Origin of the sequence: Taibaiella soli (assembly GCF_003236175.1) — a bacterium.
Lineage (GTDB): Bacteria > Bacteroidota > Bacteroidia > Chitinophagales > Chitinophagaceae > QKTW01.
Genome location: NZ_QKTW01000027.1, coordinates 34,454 through 53,195, shown reverse-complemented (window position 1 = coordinate 53,195; position 18,742 = coordinate 34,454). Strand labels below are relative to the sequence as shown.

The 18,742-nt window shown below is 44.4% G+C and carries 9 protein-coding genes; 5 read left to right on the top strand and 4 right to left on the bottom strand.

Features of this window, described 5'->3' with window-relative positions; all coding sequences use genetic code 11:
• Nucleotides 1–114: 114 nt before the first annotated feature.
• The 3 genes from DN068_RS20050 to DN068_RS20030 all read right to left on the bottom strand — a co-directional run bounded on the left by DN068_RS20050 (nucleotide 115) and on the right by DN068_RS20030 (nucleotide 8,416).
• Complete coding sequence (locus DN068_RS20050; protein WP_111000731.1) at nucleotides 115–4,416, bottom strand: T9SS type A sorting domain-containing protein; 4,302 nt, start codon at nucleotides 4,414–4,416, stop codon at nucleotides 115–117.
• 448 nt (nucleotides 4,417–4,864) lie between these two features.
• Nucleotides 4,865–6,028, bottom strand: coding sequence for a PepSY-associated TM helix domain-containing protein (locus tag DN068_RS20035; RefSeq protein WP_111000729.1), 1,164 nt, complete (start codon nucleotides 6,026–6,028; stop codon nucleotides 4,865–4,867).
• Nucleotides 6,029–6,031: 3 nt separating this feature from the next.
• Nucleotides 6,032–8,416, bottom strand: a complete 2,385-nt coding sequence (locus DN068_RS20030; RefSeq protein ID WP_111000728.1) for a TonB-dependent receptor — start codon at nucleotides 8,414–8,416, stop codon at nucleotides 6,032–6,034.
• 671 nt (nucleotides 8,417–9,087) lie between these two features.
• Here DN068_RS20030 and DN068_RS20025 point away from each other — a divergent pair.
• From DN068_RS20025 to DN068_RS20005, 5 genes are read left to right on the top strand one after another with little or no spacing between them, the layout of a single operon-like run.
• A complete protein-coding gene (locus DN068_RS20025) occupies nucleotides 9,088–9,411 on the top strand; it encodes an ArsR/SmtB family transcription factor (RefSeq protein WP_111000727.1) in 324 nt (107 codons plus the stop codon).
• A 6-nt stretch (nucleotides 9,412–9,417) separates the two neighbouring features.
• Nucleotides 9,418–9,885 (top strand): SRPBCC domain-containing protein, encoded by a 468-nt coding sequence (locus DN068_RS20020; RefSeq protein WP_111000726.1) that lies wholly within the window; start codon nucleotides 9,418–9,420, stop codon nucleotides 9,883–9,885.
• 6 nt (nucleotides 9,886–9,891) lie between these two features.
• The gene (locus DN068_RS20015; RefSeq protein ID WP_111000725.1) at nucleotides 9,892–10,290 is read left to right on the top strand and encodes a DoxX family protein; all 399 of its coding nucleotides are present in this window, start codon (nucleotides 9,892–9,894) and stop codon (nucleotides 10,288–10,290) included.
• Nucleotides 10,287–10,874 (top strand): YdeI/OmpD-associated family protein, encoded by a 588-nt coding sequence (locus tag DN068_RS20010; protein WP_207799065.1) that lies wholly within the window; start codon nucleotides 10,287–10,289, stop codon nucleotides 10,872–10,874. The genes DN068_RS20015 and DN068_RS20010 overlap by 4 nt, the downstream gene beginning before the upstream one ends.
• A 28-nt stretch (nucleotides 10,875–10,902) precedes the next feature.
• Nucleotides 10,903–11,466 carry a DUF4256 domain-containing protein gene (locus tag DN068_RS20005; protein WP_111000867.1) on the top strand — a complete coding sequence of 188 codons (564 nt, stop codon included), beginning with the start codon at nucleotides 10,903–10,905 and terminating at the stop codon, nucleotides 11,464–11,466.
• 407 nt (nucleotides 11,467–11,873) lie between these two features.
• On the opposite strand, the gene DN068_RS20000 is transcribed toward DN068_RS20005, so the two are convergent.
• The gene (locus tag DN068_RS20000; protein WP_111000724.1) at nucleotides 11,874–18,371 is read right to left on the bottom strand and encodes an Ig-like domain-containing protein; all 6,498 of its coding nucleotides are present in this window, start codon (nucleotides 18,369–18,371) and stop codon (nucleotides 11,874–11,876) included.
• Nucleotides 18,372–18,742: the final 371 nt, after the last annotated feature.

Genomic DNA, 18,742 nt, shown 5'->3' with positions numbered 1-18,742 from the left:
GATATCCTGCCGATGAAAAGTGCGACGCAACTGCGGCTGAACCGGAGCGCCGGCGCTGACTACAAAAAATAAAGCCCCGCGATGTTGCGGGACTTTATCAGTTTGAACTCAATTTTATCGTATCACCACCTTCTGCACGGTACGTTCGCCGTCGGCCTTGATTTCTACAAAGTAAACACCACGCGCCTGCTGGCTGAGATCGAAGGTCTGAACAAAGTTGTTGCCTACGTTACTGAAGTTTTGCTGCAGCAATTGTTGACCAGACATATTCATCACTGCAACTTGCAAATCACGAATCTCCTGCCCGGCTTTAAAGCTAAGGGTAAACTGTCCCTGCGTTGGATTCGGATATAAAGCGAGGTTTCTTACGAGCATGTTGCTTTTTACAGAAAGCGGATTTGCCCTGCGAAAGATCACAACGTAGTCTTCTGTTTCACCTGAAGTATACGGACCACAAGCTTCGTCTGAAGGGACGTTTGGCGCTATATTGTTGTTCAGTATTACACGCATACCGGTTGGCACATCGGTTACCACAGCCGACGGAATTTTCACACTGTCGATCAGGAACCATCTGGAAGCGGAGGTCACATCATTTATCAAGCTGATTCTTTCTGAAGGAATATCGTATGCCAGACTGTTATTAAAATCCATAAACATTGTAGCACGCGCATCTGTATGCTGCTGGGCACTCATAATATGGCCAATCATTACCGCATAGGTGCTGTCTGCATACAATTCAATCGGACCATAGCTGGTGTAATCAGAGTGGCTTCTGGTAGCCTGCGGATTTTTTATATGCGGACCTCCTGTATTAATTACAAAATTCCCAATACTGAACGCACCGATATCAGAAACATCGTTAGTACCACCATTTGCCTCGCTATAGCAATAACACTGGTAAGGCAATTTTTCTCTGATCTTAGCAATATTCGAATAGGTAGTATCATTTGTGGCGGTGCAAATCATACGTAAACGATACCACGCGCTGCTGTTAAATAAAGAGACTAAAGTGTCTCGTCCTGCGGAACCCGGCACATCATTCCATGCACTACCCTGACTGATAGACTGCTGCCAGTTCCAGACGATAGCGGAACGATGTTTTTCATGAGTTGTATCGGAGAGCTGGAACGTATAACCACTACACAATGCGGTATCCGATGAAATGGCAATCCCCGGATTAGTCGGCCCATCACAAGGCGGATACCGTATATCCAGCAGGTAATCTTCTGTTTCGCCGTAAGTATAGCTATTACAAGGATTGAACGTTGTTGCAGTTGTTGAAGCTATGATTACGCGCATTCCCGTGACACCGATCACAGCAGTATCCGGAATGATAAACGTACCTGTCGACATTAACGGCGGTGTAGTAGATGCAACCGGAGCCGCATAGAAAACCATTTCCGAAGCCTGGAAAACACCATCTCTGTTGTAGTCTACGAATGCATACATTCTTGCTGTACCGGCGCTAGTGCCACCCATAACTTGCTGCGCACTTATTTTAAAAACAGAATCTCTGTAAACAGGAGCGACAGCAACTGTATGTCTGAAATCCGAATAACCGGTGAGTGGCGTGAAACTATAAATTGGCAAACCCGGTCCATTATTCAAAATGGTATCACCGGTTGAATTCCGGCGTAATGTCACGCGACCGAGATTCATTGTTGAACTAGGCGTACTATTGGCACCTGCGCTATAACAATAGCAATAATAAAACGGCGCAATATTTGCGAGGTACGCTGGCGTTGTATCTGCCAGACCAGAAGTGGAGCAAGCGACAATACAACGGAAATAAGTCGGCGTTGCAATATTTGCAATAGCATTGACTTGTGTTGCATTGACGATGCCGCTTGCAGTCCATGCCGGGCTACCGGCTATACTATCCTGCCATTGATAAGTAATACCACCTGCCTGCGTGCTGCTCTGTAACGTAATCTGAAAATCCTGATTGGCACAAGGCATACCCGGTGCTACATTCCCAGCCGAAGGTTTGCCAGTACATGCTGGCAACAAGCGCACATAGTCGATTGCAATATCTCCATAACCCGTCTGATCTGTTCTGGCTTTAAAACGAAGGACTGTTGAAGCACTATTGGACGGCACCATTACACTATGATAGTCCCAACCGCCACTACCGGGCCCAAATGCTGCTAACGTCGTAAAACTGTTACCACCATTTGTGGAGAGCAGTACAACTACAGAATCGTTTGCGTATACACTCGTTTGTGTCTTCACGTAGAACTGCAATTCTTTATTACCAGTTGCTGTACTGCAATCAACATAAAGATCCAGCAAACCTGCATTGGCAGCGCCGATAGCAGCCAGGTAACCATGATAACGTGCCGAATGTGCACCAGAAACGGAAAGCGGACTCGTGAGCCCGGCCGCCGGAGATCCCCAACCGGCACTTAACCCCTGATCATCACGACGCCATGAATTATTGCCAGTTGTAGGATAGTTTGTCCAATAGTTTGCCGGGATATCTGTTGTATAGCAACGAGAATTCCAATTTTCAAAATCTTCTGTAAATGGCAGTGCGGCATATACCGGGCGGACTATATTAACCTTAACCGGTTGCGAGGTATCACTCATATTGCTGCCGAGACATTTTACGATAAGACGATATTGAATAGTATCGTAAAGATTTGGCGTCGTAAATGTGTATCCATTATTGTTTACAACGCCTGTAACCGCGGTCCAGCTGCTTGCGCCGTTTAGTTTTTGCTGCCATATATAGCTGATGTTACCTGCCATAGTAGCACCTGCAGCATTGAATATATAAAAATTGCCAGGACATCCAGTAAGTGTTCCTGAAGGTAAAATGCTGCCAGCAACAGGCTGACTGGCGCAGGACGGACCAACATAAACACTGTCGATCAGGATGTCTGAAATATCAGTTCCTGCTCTGCGACCCTGAAAACGAATGACCGTTTGCGCAGCGGACGATGCTATCGAAAATACTTTGCGAACCCAGGCCGTGGATGTATCGAGGTTACCAACAGTAGTAAAGGTTGCCCCACCATCGGAAGACAAAAGAATGCTGAGCGTATCGCCATTATACGAAGAATAGGTAGAATTGTTGTACCAGAATGAAAGTGCTTTAGGCGTGGCTGAAGCACTGCAATCCAAATACAGGTCCAGATTGCCTGGAGCTGTAGTTACCGGCGCACCGTACAACGTTCCGTAAGTGTGAAAACGCGCGCTGTAACTGCCGCTTTTTGCCACCTGTAAAGATGCAGTATTATATAAACCACTGGTGGTGCTGTACCAGGCTGCCGCGAGACCTTTGTCATTTCTCCGCCAGGAATTATTACCGCGTGCAGGCTGATTTGTCCAGCTTAGGGCAGGAATATCTGAAGAGTCGCAGTAATTCTGCCAGTTTTCGAAATCCTGAACATAAGGTATACTAGCATAGGCCACCGGACTGCAATTCACGTATATCGGATTCCCCGTTGTTGCTGTACCCGCAGCACAGGTTACCACCATATGATAATACGCTGAGCTGGCTGCCGGAAATGTATAATACAGATTGGTTGCACCCGCGATGGGCGTCCACGGTGCAGCTCCGGTCACCGATTTTTCCCATTGAAAAGTCAATCCGCTTGCGTTGCTCACGTTTGCGAAAAGTGTTGGTGTAGCTCCTGTACAGACATTCAGCGGGCTCGCTGTTTGCGTGGTGATTGACGGAGCTCCGGTACAAGCCGGATATCCATGAAAATGCAGTTTAGTATTCGGACGATAAGTGGTCGTGCTCGTGAGTGCCTGTCCGCAGATAGAGGACACGTTACTAATCGCATATTTCCCCATATTGGCTGTAGTGGTAAACTGAACAGTACCACTAGCCGAACTGCCTGAAGCAACGGGACCAAAACAAATGTCCAACACTATATTATCGACGCCATTCCATCCAAAACCAGTCTGAAAGGCAATCATATTCCATGAATTCGCAACAGGCAGATAACCGGTACTATTGCTGTAGACCGTATTAAGCGCACCACTGTACGGAGTAGACAGATCAGCCATACTTGTACCAACCATATTAATGGTATAACCTGCCAATGCTGTAGCCGGCGCAACAACAACATTAAACCCGATGCTATCGATCAATTGCGGACCTACAATACCAAGCGCATTGATCTCTGCTGCTGTGAATAAATACTGAACGTGTTCGTAATTGAAATAATTATTGACCGGAGAGGCGGAAGTATAACCCGTGACTGTGGTACCGGTGCCAATTTGAATTGTCTGAGCTTTTGCGCTTTGTCCCAACTGAAAAATCATCAGCGACAAAAGACTCAACAGATGCCATTTTACCCTTTGGCAATAAGGGATAAGAACTTTGTGGATAGAGATACCTGACATGAGCAGATGGTTTGATTTAAAAGCGCTCAAGATATTATCGTCACGGCGTTTGTTCATTCGTAATTTCTTGAATTAAAATTGCGAATTCATTGATTTTTAAGAAGATAAAACAACACCACATCAGCAAAACAGATATACATACTTTACTGCAGGCAACCTGAAAGCAGTTGTTTTACGAACAGCCATTCCTTCGTCGTGCTAACGAAAACCTTCATCATGCGGTCTGCCGCTCATAGCACTATAACTCCTGCAACGCAAATTGCGTAGCCGCAACAACTATGTACAGTTGCCACCGACTACGCAATAATTCAAGACACCTGACTCAGGCGTATCTGCGTTCTAATAAAATTTTCTCTTGCTGTTGCGAATTTTAAAAAACACAACCAATAACGGAATGAGCAAAGCTGTCCACGCGACGAAGTGCCCGAAAAGGTTTCCCATCAATGCTGCTGGTAATCCAATCAGGAAGCAAAGCGCCATCATTGCAGGCATCTTCCAGACGTTCTTAGGCCACTGTTTCATGAACGGTATCTTCTTTTAAGGTGGTGAAATAGGCTTTGTATTTCTTTTGACGTGTCAGCCATAAGTATACGCCGCTAAGTAGTACAATAATTGCAATCAGATCAAAAATGGCCCAGAGTATTTTAAGTGGCATGCCGCCATAGTCTCCAAAATGCAATGGCCTCGATAATTCGAGGGAGCGCAGATACCAGGGCATTTTTACAATAACATCTGTTTGTCCGGTGCGCGCATCTACCAATACAGGGCTGAACAAACGACTGGTAACGGCAGTCTTTCCTTTGGTCCAGATCAGATAATGATACGGACTGCCAAATGCATTTCCCGGATACACAATACTCGTAGCCTCCATGCCCGGTAAGGTCTGCTGCACGGCGGTGAATGCATGTTGAACCGAACTCAACTCAGTATCTTTTACGGTTGGTTTTCCTTCATAACGATGCAACATTTGTTTTACATCGGTCATTTGCCAAATGCCGAAAAGCGGTGTGGATAGCTCATTGAAAACACCTGTCAGACCAACAACTAATAACCAAACCCCTGTGGCAATTCCCAGTAGATTATGCAGATCCAACCATTTGAGCCTTTTAGAACGCCCAGCACGAATGGTTCCGAAATCGAGCTTCTTCATAAAAGGGCCATACAATACAATGCCGGAAATGATCGCGAAAACAAACAGCAACCCCATAAACCCAAGAAATAATTCACCTGGCAAATCCATGAAGAGATCGCGATGCAGCGAAAACATCGTAGTCAAAAACGTAGGCGTCTGTTTGTTGCGCGGCGGCTCATCTTTTCGCAGTCGCCCGGAGTGTGCATCAAACGTCAATGCATGATCTTCCTCATTGCGTGCTTTGTGACCAGGACGCATATGAACTACAACTTGCGGTTCGTCATCATCAACAAAAATAAAGGCGATTACATCTTTGGGATATTTGCTGTGCGCAACTTTCACCATATCGTCCATATTCGCAGCCGGTGCACCTTTCAATACCGGATCATAAGGCGCTTCATTACTGAATACATGTTCCAATTCCTCGCCGAAAATAAGTGGCAACCCCGTGGTGCAAAGCAGCAGCAGAAAAAGGGTACACACCAGACTCGTCCAGCGGTGTACCCAAAACCATTTTTTGATACTTTTTACAGTCATCCTTTAAAATTTAACAGCTACTGTTGCACTGAAACGTCTTGGCATCATCTGACTCACATAGCTGCCCCAATACACTTCATTGGTGAGGTTATCGAGTTTCAATGCCACACGATAAAAGGAATGCTGATAGCTCAATACAGCATTCAGCACCGTGTACTCAGGAATGTAAAATTCGCCTTGCGAAACAGACTGACCGATATAAGCTTTGCCATTATAATTTCCCCCGATACCGATACCTACACCTTTCAGCGCATTGTTGAAGAAATGGTAACTTAGCCAGAGATTCGCCATCTGCGCAGGTCCTGTCCACTGATGTAAGCCGTCTCTGTCGGGATTTGTATTGATGGCGTAGATGTCATTGTACGCATAACCCGCAATCAGATTAAATCCTTTAAATGGATTAGCGATTACTTCCGCTTCGAAACCTTTGCTCAATTGTCCGCCATCCTGCACCTGATAGCCTGAATGGCCCGGCGTCAGATCGGCATGGATTACATCGCTTACTTTAATATGGTAATAACTCAGCGTACTGCTCAAACGTCCGTTAAACAGATCAAATTTTACTCCGGCTTCCCATTGATTGGCCTGACTTGGTTTGAAAGTTGTCAGTGTACCATCAGGCTGAGCCGAAGGCGCATTGTTACTAAAGCCATTCATGTAGTTACCGAAAAGAGAAATTTTACGCGGCAAAATCTGATACACCAATCCAAATTTCGGCGATAGCGCAGTCTGTTTGTATTGTCCGGTAGTGGTATCGTTGTTGATGTTATGCGTACCTCTGTTTACAAAATGATCGACACGGACGCTAGCCATTGCGGTAATATTATCCGTTATGTTGAGTACATCGGAAACATAAGCACTATAAGTATTTTGCGTAGCCGCACTATTGCTATACGGAACATCTGATAAAGCGGCAGCCAGGGAAGTTGGCGTCAGTTCATTATAACGCGGATCATGCCCTTGTATCGACACTTCGTCAAAACCGTAAATAGTAGCGCTGGTGGAAGTAGTGGTATTGGCAAGATAATCGAGACCAAGCACTACCCTGTTACGCATACCCGCCACTTTAAAATCACCGTTGAAATTTTGCTGCAATTCCGTGTAACGGTAAATGGAGTGTTCATAGCCAGGATTGCGTGAAACAACTGTATCTCCAAGAATTGAGTTCCAGCTGTAATAGCCTTCCGCACTCGAATTAGTCTGCGAAAAAGAGGTCTGCGAATGCCAGTTATCCGACAGCTTGTAATCTACTTTACCATAGACAGAAACAGAAGGTTTAGTTTCATACAAATCGTTGCTGCTATAAGATTTGGTCCAGTCGATGCCTAAATCACGCGGATTGGTTTTGGTAAAAGAAAGCTGTGGAAACAAGCGGTTAAAATCATTGGACTTCTGTGAGTAAATTTCTGCATCGAGCAAAACGGTTACGCGATCATTCGGTTTATATAACAAAGACGGCGAAATGAAAAAGCGTTTAGTAAAACCGGCATCCTGAAAACTGCCTTCATTATCGTAAGCCGCATTGGTGCGCATATACAGCCCCTTTTCTTTGCTTAAAGGCGTATTCACATCCAGTGTCACGCGGCTCAGTCCATAACCACCGGCAGTGTACAAAACTTCACCGCCAAAAGTTTCATAAGGTTGTTTGGTAACACGATTGAGTAAACCGCCGAAGGAAGTCAATGAACTTCCAAAAAGCGTTGCAGACGGACCTTTCAATACTTCTATACGCTCGATATTCGCTACTTCAATGCTATTCTGCTTTGCATCCTGCAAACCGTTACGCAAATAGCTAGTCGTAAAAAATCCACGCAGATTAAACGAGTTGGAACCATTCACCAGCGACTGACTCACGCCTGTCACGTTTTTCAGTACATCGTTATAACTTACGATCACCTGATCCTGCAATAATTCTTTAGGCACCACATTGTAGACTTGTGGATTCTCCATATTATGGAGCGGCATTTTGGCGATACCATCTGTCTGCTTGCGTGCAAATTTGTTATAACCTGCCGAAACGGTTACTTCCTGTAATGTTTTATTATCTTCTTTGAGTTCAAAATCCAGCGGAGCAACTTGTCCCGCTTCGATTTGCACTTCCTGAGTCTTTGATTCAAATCCTACACCTTTCGCTTCCACATGATACATTCCCACTGCGAGTCTGCCGAATTTATAACTGCCATTTTCGTCTGTGGCAGCTGTTTTTCCCGTTTCCTTCACCACTACCCTGATTGATATAGCAGGTTTGTGATCAGCGGTCATAACGGAACCTTTCAATATGCCGGATTGCGCGTGCGCGCTGGTTCCTGCGAACAACAAGAAGGCTACGGCTGAAATTTTGGGGAGAAATGGAGAGAAAAAGGAGGTATTAATATGTTGAGATGACATACTTTTAATTAATGATTAAATGATTGATTGAGATCGTTAGTCGTTACCCGGTGGAAAGTTTGGCGACGGAACACCGGGATTCTTTTATTAGCCAGTCATCATCAGGGCGCATTTCCCTGCGCATGCATGCTGGCGACGTTCTTGCGGTTTGTCTTGTTTTGCATTTTATCGTTTAGGTTAGAAATAATATAACTGGGATATTGTTTTTAAAACAACGAACAGTACAGCCTTTAACTAAAAAATTGCAGGTTTGCCTAAGCAGCTGTTTTCACGATGCAAAGAAATTACAGCAGAAAAAAACAAGCTTTTAAAAACGGGAATTAATACTTGATCGGAATCTGGCGATCTCAACGCCAACTTTATATACCCTCCCCACGTTCCACTCATGTCGCAACCTTCAAAAAAAGCAATACCATAAAGGATTTCGCAGACACTGCAACAGCGATGCTTTCTATTTTTGTTTGGCACAGGTTGTTCATGTTCCGCAACTGACACTTCATTTCTGTTTTTGAAAAAGGAAAAAACTGCAGCTGCTTTTTACCAGAACCATTGTTTGCCAATTATATAAGCACACAAAAACGCGACCTCACGATATTGTTGCAAACCAAAATGAAAAAAATATTTGCGTAGCTAAATAACTACATATATATTTGTAGTCAAATAGCTACACAATGAACCTGAGAAGAGATGTTTTTCAAGCAATAGCCGACCCGACCAGGAGAGCAATACTCTTACTAGTCGCTTCACAAGCCATGACAGCGGGCGCCATCGCTGCCAATTTTGACACAGCCCGCCCTACAGTTTCTAAGCATCTGGCTATATTGACCGAATGCGAATTGCTGCAGCAGGAACAAAACGGAAGGGAAATTTATTACCATATAAATGCAAAAAACATGAAAGAAGTAGCCGATTTCATCGAACCATTCCGCCAGATGTGGGATGACCGCTTCAACAAACTGGAAGCAGTTATGAAAAATTATAAATCAAAAAAATAAAACAACATGGAACAGAAAACCAAAGTACACGCAGAAGACGGCAAACAGGAAATAACGATCACCCGTGACTTTGATCTGCCGGTCGACCTACTCTTTAAGGCTTATGTAGAGCCGGAATTTATTGAGCAATGGATGAACACAAAAGTGCTGAAACAGGAAAGCAAAAAGTACGGCAGCTGGGAGTATGAAACAAGGGATCCTAAAGGGAATGTAGCATTCGTAGCGACTGGCGTGATTCATGAATTAATTCCGGATCAGAAAATCACACGCACTTTCGAAATGGGCGGAACACCATTCGGCGTACAATTAGAGCTCTATTATTTTGAAGCAGTTACTGAAGATACAAGCCGTTTGAGAATGCACGTGATCTATGAATCAGTTGCGCAACGCGACCAGGTTTTAAAACTGCCATTTGCTCAAGGCATCAACTGGGCACACAATCGTATTGAAGAGGTTTTAGGGAAATTAAAATAACTGAAAATGTCAAAGAGAAATAAGATTATTTATTGGATTGCGACTTTGTGGATGTCGCTGGGAATGGCAGCTACAGGTATCGTGCAGTTAATGAAAGTTAAAGAAGGACAAGGCGGCGTAGATACCATGAATCATCTGGGCTATCCTGTTTACCTGCTCACGCTACTCGGCATTTGCAAAATTCTCGGTATTATTGCAATATTGATTCCCCGTTATCCATTGTTGAAAGAATGGGCTTATGCTGGTTTTTTCTTTATGATGGGCGGTGCTATATTCTCCCATATCGCAGCTGGCGGCAGCATTACCGAGGCACTTCCCGCATTGTTACTTTTGGTGCTAACTGTTGTTTCCTGGTATTTCAGACCTGCTGAAAGAAAACTCATTTTGGTTAATTTTAGTAAATGAACAAGATAAATCCGAAGGTTAATTTCTATTTCGATAAAGCCAGTCAATGGCAGGAAGAATTTCAACAGCTACGCATGATTGTGCTCGACTGCGGCCTGACGGAGGAATTGAAATGGGGGAATCCTTGTTATACACTCGATGGCAAGAACATTGTGCTGATACATGGATTTAAGGAGTACTGTGCATTGCTTTTTTTCAAAGGCTCGTTAATGAAGGATCCCAAAAAGATTCTGATCCAGCAAACGGAGAATGTGCAGGTGCCGCGTCAGGTGAGGTTTACAAGCGCACAGCAGATCATGAAACTTGAGCCAGTGCTTAAAGCCTACATCAAGAATGCCATTGAGGTTGAAAAATCAGGTGTTAAAGCAGAACTCAAGGAAACGAAGGAGTTTGAAATGGTGGAAGAATTTGAGCAGCATCTGAAAGGTGATGCAAAGCTGAAAAAAGCTTTCAACGCACTGACACCTGGTCGCCAAAGGGCTTACCTGCTTCATTTTTCGCAAGCAAAACAAACAAAAACACGGGAAGCGAGAATTGAAAAATGTATTCCGCAAATTATGGAAGGAAAAGGATTGCTGGATTAAAATCGCTGATATCAAGGTCAAAAAAAATATGAAAACCAATAAAAAATTATCTGCAGCCGCAGCGGAAAAATTGTTCGACATTTTAGAAACCCGTTTCGAGCAATATAAAAACCGGCATAAAGGAATTAAATGGCAAGATGTTCGGACAAAACTTGAATCGCAGCCAGCCAAACTTTGGTCACTGAGCGAAATGGAGCGCACTGGCGGCGAACCTGACGTAGTAACCTACAATAAAAAAACGGACACGTACACATTTTTCGATTGCGCTACAGAAAGCCCCAAAGGCCGCCGAAACTTTTGTTACGACCGTGCCGCTCTTGATTCACGAAAGGAACACAAACCAGAAAACAGCGCTATCGACGTTGCCACCGAAATGGGCATCGAGCTCCTGACAGAGGAACAATACCGCTTTTTGCAGACGTTGGGCAATTTCGATACGAAAACCTCTAGCTGGATCCAAACGCCAGCAAGTATTCGCAAACTGGGCGGCGCACTCTTCTGCGATTTCCGTTATGATCATATTTTCACTTATCACAATGGCGCTTCGTCTTATTACGCTGTCAGAGGATTCCGCGGAGCATTAAATGTTTAATATTCCAGCCTTCCCACGTTTCTGACAGACAAGCGCATTCCTACAAGGTCATACCAAACATCGACAACCTTAATAAATGAAAGAGAGGCCCCTTACAGGAAGCCTCTTAGTTCATTTTTTCATGAACCTTTCAAACCAAAAACTATGAAAAAAGCACCGTTTACAGGGGCTGTCGAAACTCTTACGCTCTAATCGAGTTTCTGATACAAAATTGCGTCAGATGGCACTTTCAGAATAGTCCAATCAGACGAAATAAAGCTCCGAAAAGACAGAATGCTACTTAAACGATCAACTTCAATGGCATTTACTGTCAAACTAAACATACCATTGCAATCTTTTATTACAATAATGGCAGAGCAGCTAAAGAGGCCGCTCTGCCATTATATTTTCTGTTAAACCTTTTTTATCTATTTCGATTTAAACACTTTCTCTACAGAGATCAATGTATTCTGTTCATCATAGATTGCCATCATATACACACCATCTGCTAAATCACCCATATTAACCTGCTTCACATTTTTCACATCCTTCAGCTGTTTGCCGGAGAGATCACGCACCACTACATTTACAGATACAGGAGCTTCGATATTTACCAGATCGCTCGTCGGATTAGGATAAATATGAATCGTTGTATTGCCAGCTGCAATTTGTTTTACATCAAGTGTAGTCACATTAATTGTGTTTGATTTATTCGAACAACCGTTGGCATCCGTCACAACTACATAGTAGTTGCCCAACTGAGTCGCTGTATAATTCATACCCACTGCACCATTAATCGGCGTGTTGTTAAAATACCATTGGTAAGCACTGTAAGCTGTCGTGGTACTCAACGTCGCCTGATTCTGTGTGATCGTTGGCGTTGGCAATGCATTTACCGAGATCGCCAGCGGATAAGCATCTGTACTACAGTTTTGGCTGCTGGTTATTTTAACACTGTAACTACCCGCAACATTTGTTTTATAAATACTGCTGGTTGCACCCGGGATAGTGTTGCCGTTGCTTTTCCATATATAAGTATAACCCGCACCTGTACTTGCCTGAAGCGTTGCCGTGTCGCCAGCACAAATAGCGTGTGGACCAACGATAATCGCACCTGGTTTTGAATAAATAGTCAGTGCAATTGCATTGGATGTATCGGTACAGCTATTTGCATCTTTTACCACCGCGCGGAAGTTCCCTGTAAAGGTTGCGTAAAACGTTTGCGCATTCGCACCTGGAATAGCACCCGTTGCATTCAGCCATTGGTAGCTAAAACCATTACCGGCATTTGCCATCAGCGTAGCTGAGTCGCCCGCACAGACTGCAGATGGTCCGCCCGTGATGCTGGCCGTTGGTTTCGGCACCATGCTCAATACAATATTTCCGGAAGTAGCAGAACAACTCGTTTGTGAATTAGTAACGACAACATGGTAACTGCCGGCAGCAGCTGCGCTATACTGTGTATTTGTAGCACCTGAGATAGCCGTGTTGCCATTATACCATTGGTATGTCTGATTATTGCCAGTTTGAACGCTTAATGTCAATGAACTGTTCTGACAATAAGTGGCATTTCCTGTGGCAGGTGTTGTCGTAACATTTGGAGCTGCATTAACCGCCAATGTAATTGCATTAGAAATCGCAGCACAACCGGCAGCATTGGATGCTACAATGGTGTAAGCTCCTGCCGTTTTCGCTTCATACGATGTATTGGTTGCACCGTTGATATTACCACTACCCAAACGCCATTGGTAAGTAACACCAGAAACCGCAGTAGTAGTCATAAGTGAACTGTCACCACCACAAATCAAAGCATTACCCGTAATAACTGGCGCCGCCGGAGCTGGAACCTGAGACAATGTGATATTCGCAGAAGTATCCGTACAGCCTGTCTGACTGTTCACTACGGAAACCGCATAAGCACCAACCGCGCTTGCCGAATAGTTATAATTGGTAGCACCGTTAATCGGGTTGCCGTTAAATGTCCACTGGTAAGTCTGATTGCTATTGGACGGAACAGACAGGATCGTAGAGCCATTCTGACAATAGGTTGCCACACCGCCCGCCGGTGTAGTAATTACATTCGGAAGCTGATTAATTGTTACAGCAATAGGTGAAGAGGTTGTAAAACAAGTAGCGTTGGAGTATACACGCAGACTATAACTACCTGTGGCATTCGCTGCATAGGAAGTACCAGTAGCGCCTGAAATGATCGTTCCGTTTTGCAGCCATTCGTAAGTGACACCGGTTGCAGGCGTTGTATTCAGCGTTACCGTATTCCCAGTACATACACTTGTAGGACCAGCGGCAGTGATATTTGCAATGGGTCCATTACCCACTGTTACCACCTGCACTGCAGAAGTACCTGTACAACCAGATACAGTATTGACAACAGCTACCGAATAATTACCTGTCGCGATCGCTGTGTATGATGCATTGGTTTCGCCAGGAATATTCACACCGTTATTCATCCATTGGTAAGTCTGATTTGCCGGACTGGTGATGCTCAAGATTACGTTACTACCTGTACAAAACGCGAGTGAACCAGAAGGCGTGACCGCAACATTCAGCGGATTAACCGCAACAGAAACTGGCTGTGAAGTGCCAAAACAATTAGCGGCATTGTAAACATTCACAGTATAGTTGCCAGCTGTTTTCGCGGCATATTGAATATGAGTTGCACCGGCAATTGGCGTACCATTTTGCAGCCATTGGTAAGTATAGCCAGTACCCGCATTTGCCGTCAGCATGGCTGAATCGCCCTGACAGAAAGTAGTGTTGTTTGCAAGAACTGTGGCAACCGGCGGCTGTGTGTTAGTCACAGCAACCGTAGCGGTTCCGCTACATCCATTACCATTCGTTGCTTTGAAAGTATAATTACCTGTTGTTGTCGCTGTGTAAGTATTATTGGTTGCTCCATTAATTGGTGTCGTACCATTCAGCCATTGATAAGTATAGTTGCTACCTGTAGCACCACTGATGGTAACATTACTGCCACCACAGAAACTAGCCGTGTTTGCCGGTGTTGTAGACACTGCAGGCGCAGCATTTAAAGTAACTGGCGTTGCGATACCTGGAATAGAGTTGCAGGCGCCCAAAACATTGGTTACAGAATAAGAACTATTTGTAGCCGGTCCAGCGAACACAACCGTGTTGGTATCTGTTGCAGACAACGGACTAGTCATCAGAGAATCTTTAAACAAACCTGTAGTTGGTACCCAGTTTACACGGAAAGCCTGAGTGCCCATAAACTGCATATCGGGACGGTTGGAGCTTGTAGAGAAACTTAGTCCGGAACCGCCATTAGGATTGAAACTACCAATGGTACAGTTATTACTTCCATGAGCCATTACTACCGAAGTGAATGAAGTTGGCGTCTGGTAGATTTGTCCATTGCCAGGGCTCGTTGTAGTAACGCAAGAAGATGTATTGTTACAGGTAGTACAGTTCGTAAAGCTTACATCCACTACTACGTTAGACGCACCGTCCCAATAAAATGGAGTGGCGAAGTTGATGGTTGCCCAGCCTGTATTTGCCGGTGGCGTATATGAACCGCTATAAACAGCTGTAAATCCAGAAGTGATATACGTGGCGCCAGGGAAACTGCTCACACCGGTATTCGCCATCTGTATGTTGAAATTATTCAGCGCAGCGTTCGCTGCAGGATAGGCTGCATACATATTAAACGCAAGCGAGCTGATATTACCATATGTAAGTCCCTGCGCGGTGAGTTCAGATGCCAATACAAGATATTGTTCATGGTTGGCACCATACAGATTTCCGAAAGGAGTTGGATAACCACCAGTACTATTATTCATCGCCAAAGTACCAATTGTACCCAATTTAGGATTGCTTGTTGGTACCGCGGTAAGACGAGTGCTTGTCCCCTGACAAACAGAAGCGTTTGCAGGAATTACCCCTGGCAATGCAGGTTGCGGCATAATAAAATAACCGTTTTTCTTTGTAATGCCAGCGGTTGGGCCTGCATCCGGTGTAAGATTTACACTCGCCGGGCAATACCCGCTATCCAACGTTGCTACAGAAATACCTACGTTCGGAATCGCATTGTTATCCTGAGCAACGACAAAATAAAGAATAGAGTCGCCGCCGGAAATAGTGCTGGTCAGTTTTGCATAATCAATAGCGAACGAGAAATTATTACCACCAGTATTAGCGCCGGCAACATATTTCCAGCCGTTAAAAGAAGCAATATTATTACCCGGATAAACGCCAAATGTATCGGCTTCTGATGCTTTCTTATAATACAATCTTGGCGGGTTCGTTGTCGTGTTGACACCACTCGAATCTGCAATAGTAGCAGTAAGCGTCGGTGCAGACAAGCAATATGTTTTACCTGCAATCGGTGTATAAGCAATTGCCGGAGGAATAAAATCACCCGCCGGAGTGCCGGAGAACTGTAACGCGCCTGCATCTGCCGGAGTTGGACGTGTAATACCGTTATAGTCGGTAGTTACCGTCGGAGCTGCTGTAGGTACTGCATTTTTCTTAGCCAATGAGGTTCCTGTTGGTGCATATACCGGAGTTACTCCTACCTGGGAAAGATTGTCTTCAAAGAAAGTTCCTGTTTCTGCAGGGTACATCAGCGCTTTGTAACGGCTGCAACCAGTGTTGAATGTAGGATCGTTTGCATAGTTAAACGCATTCATCAGACCCGCAAGCGTTGCGCCTTCACAATAGATGAAAATACTGGCATCGCTCGGCGCCCAGTAAATATTGCCATTGCTGGTAGTCTTCAATCCTGTCGGTCTTACGTTGGCATAACCGAAACTAGTTCTAACAGCGCTCACCACACCATTGCCGCGCGGTGACGCGTTAATGCGAATAATATTATTACGCAGATCTACAGGGATGCCATACGCCAGATAAAGTCCTGTTGCACCAAAATTTGCCCCGCCGCTTATCGGCATAAATCCAGGGCCGATATTAATGGTGTTATGATACAAATTATAGTTGGCACCGCTATTGACATACATCCCATAAACCGGCGAAAAACCGTTTGCGAAAGGTGCCCGCAGATCGGAAATTATATTGTTGTAGCAATTCTGAGCTACACCGGAAGCAAAATACATACCGGCTACAAATACGCCCGGACTAGCTGAAGCTATACTAACATTAGTCTGAACATTATTAATGTTGTTACTATACAGATCTATGGAACCAGTAGAACCCAGGGCGAAATACATCCCATAAGTTGTAAAACTAGAACCGCTTGCTGCGCCCACAGCGATATTCTTCAGATTAGAAACCGTATTATTAAAACACGCCGTCCCTACAGTTGTACCCGTACTCATGCGAATACCCACTAACCCGCCAGAGTCAACCATATTGGTAACCGTATTATTACTGATTGTACTGCCGACACCATTGTAGCCGAGATCCATACCGTAAACCTGTGCCGCACCTGCTGTAATATTTGTCACCGTATTATTGGTAATCGTTCTTACCGGCAACGGCGCTGTGCCACCAGAAACCGAAATCCCGTACATCAATACCGTTACACTCGTGTAATATGGGACTGACATTTTCTTTACATTATTTCTTCTACACTCAAACAATGCGCTGTTGGTCAACAAGCCGCTCTGAGAGATACCGGCCGTGTTGCCGCTAGTGTTTGCGGCAGTACGAATGATACTGTCTACCACATTGTCATTAATCGTCCAGCGCGGGCTGTTGCCAATTGAACCAGACCCAAAGCTGAAACCAAAAACAGTACCGTTTGCTGCACTGGAAATAGAAACACGGTTTCCGGTACAACTTAGATTTGTAACGACAGCGGATGAGTTCAGACTATAACCATTCGTTGTGCCAGAATTAAGTGCGGTACCATTGTACAGAATGTTTACGGTATTGGTGTCAATATCGATTTCGTTTTCATTTACACCACCACAATTAAGGACTACGCCCTGTATACTACCAGAAGCTGCACCTTCTGTAAGTGAAATATTATTTTTACGCACTGTTATACTACTTCCTGTCGCAAGGCCATGGTAAATACCATCAATAGCTGCTAAAGCAGGAGTGCCGCCATTCTGCATGTTATTGATCGTATTGCCGCGGATATAAGTATTGTTAGCATAACCATTGATGTAGATACCGGCAGACTCAAAAACTGCATTGCCGCCAAAATTCGTGATCGTGTTACCATCATTGACACCATCCCCACCAAAAACATTGTTCTGATCATAAAGCCCCGGGCTTCCATTATAGCCGTAGTCGTAAATACCAATATTGCAGTTCTGGATATTACAACCTTTTACGATGTTGTTATTGTGCGCATCCAAAGGGCTTGTAATCGTTAGCAGACTTGTGGGCGCCGTGAGAGAAATATTTAACAGCATAACCCCCTTGCTACCGCCAAAAGAACTACCTGCACTTGTTCCGGGAACACCACCGCATGTCCTGTTCAATGTAATGTTACAATTGCGGATGGTGTTGTACTGGCAGCCATCAAATGGTGCAGCACTGTTCAATTTCACCATGCCGTAACCCCATTCCATTTCAGTAGTATTAGAAACAGTATTTGTATCTAAAAGATTCAATGCATTAATTGTTACATAATCGGCACCAAGAATAGAAAAGATACCGTCAGATCCGCCGTTACCTACATTTGAGGTAACCGTATTATTGTTACCGTTGATCGTAAGTGAGGCACTGCTTTGCAGTGAATTGTTCAAAATGGTACTTCCTAGACGATAGCCGCCGGATGGCGCGTACTGCGGATTACCAGGCAAAATGTTGATGGCGACACCACCACTACCCACACCCTGGGCATTCAAGGCGGAAATCACATCATTAAGGGTGTTGTACGATGTACCGGGAACACTGATATTTCCCGACAATTGAGCTTCCGTCCGATAAGTGCACAGCTGAAAAATAAACAGCAAGACACCAATTAGCTTTTTGTTCATAAAGAAATAGGTTAAACCCGACAAAACAGATCTAAGCACAAACGGATAATTTGGAATTGCACCTGTGGAATAATCGATTCAATCGGGGCGGCAAAGGTGCCGCATTATTCAGGTCGCATCGATATGAAAATATGGAAACAGCATGCGAAAAAAATCCAATCACGAATCAAATTTTCATGAGATCAAATAATTATTTCGCAGTAAAGAGGCATTCACAGGATACGTAAAATAAAAGCGGATGTAAACACATCCGCGCTATGTAGAAGTCAGCTTGCTTTTCTGAATCTTCCCATGAAAACTAATACAAAGATGTTAGCTCCTCTCGCTCATAATGTACCCGTAAAGATTGTTTTCCCGTCAGCATATGATTA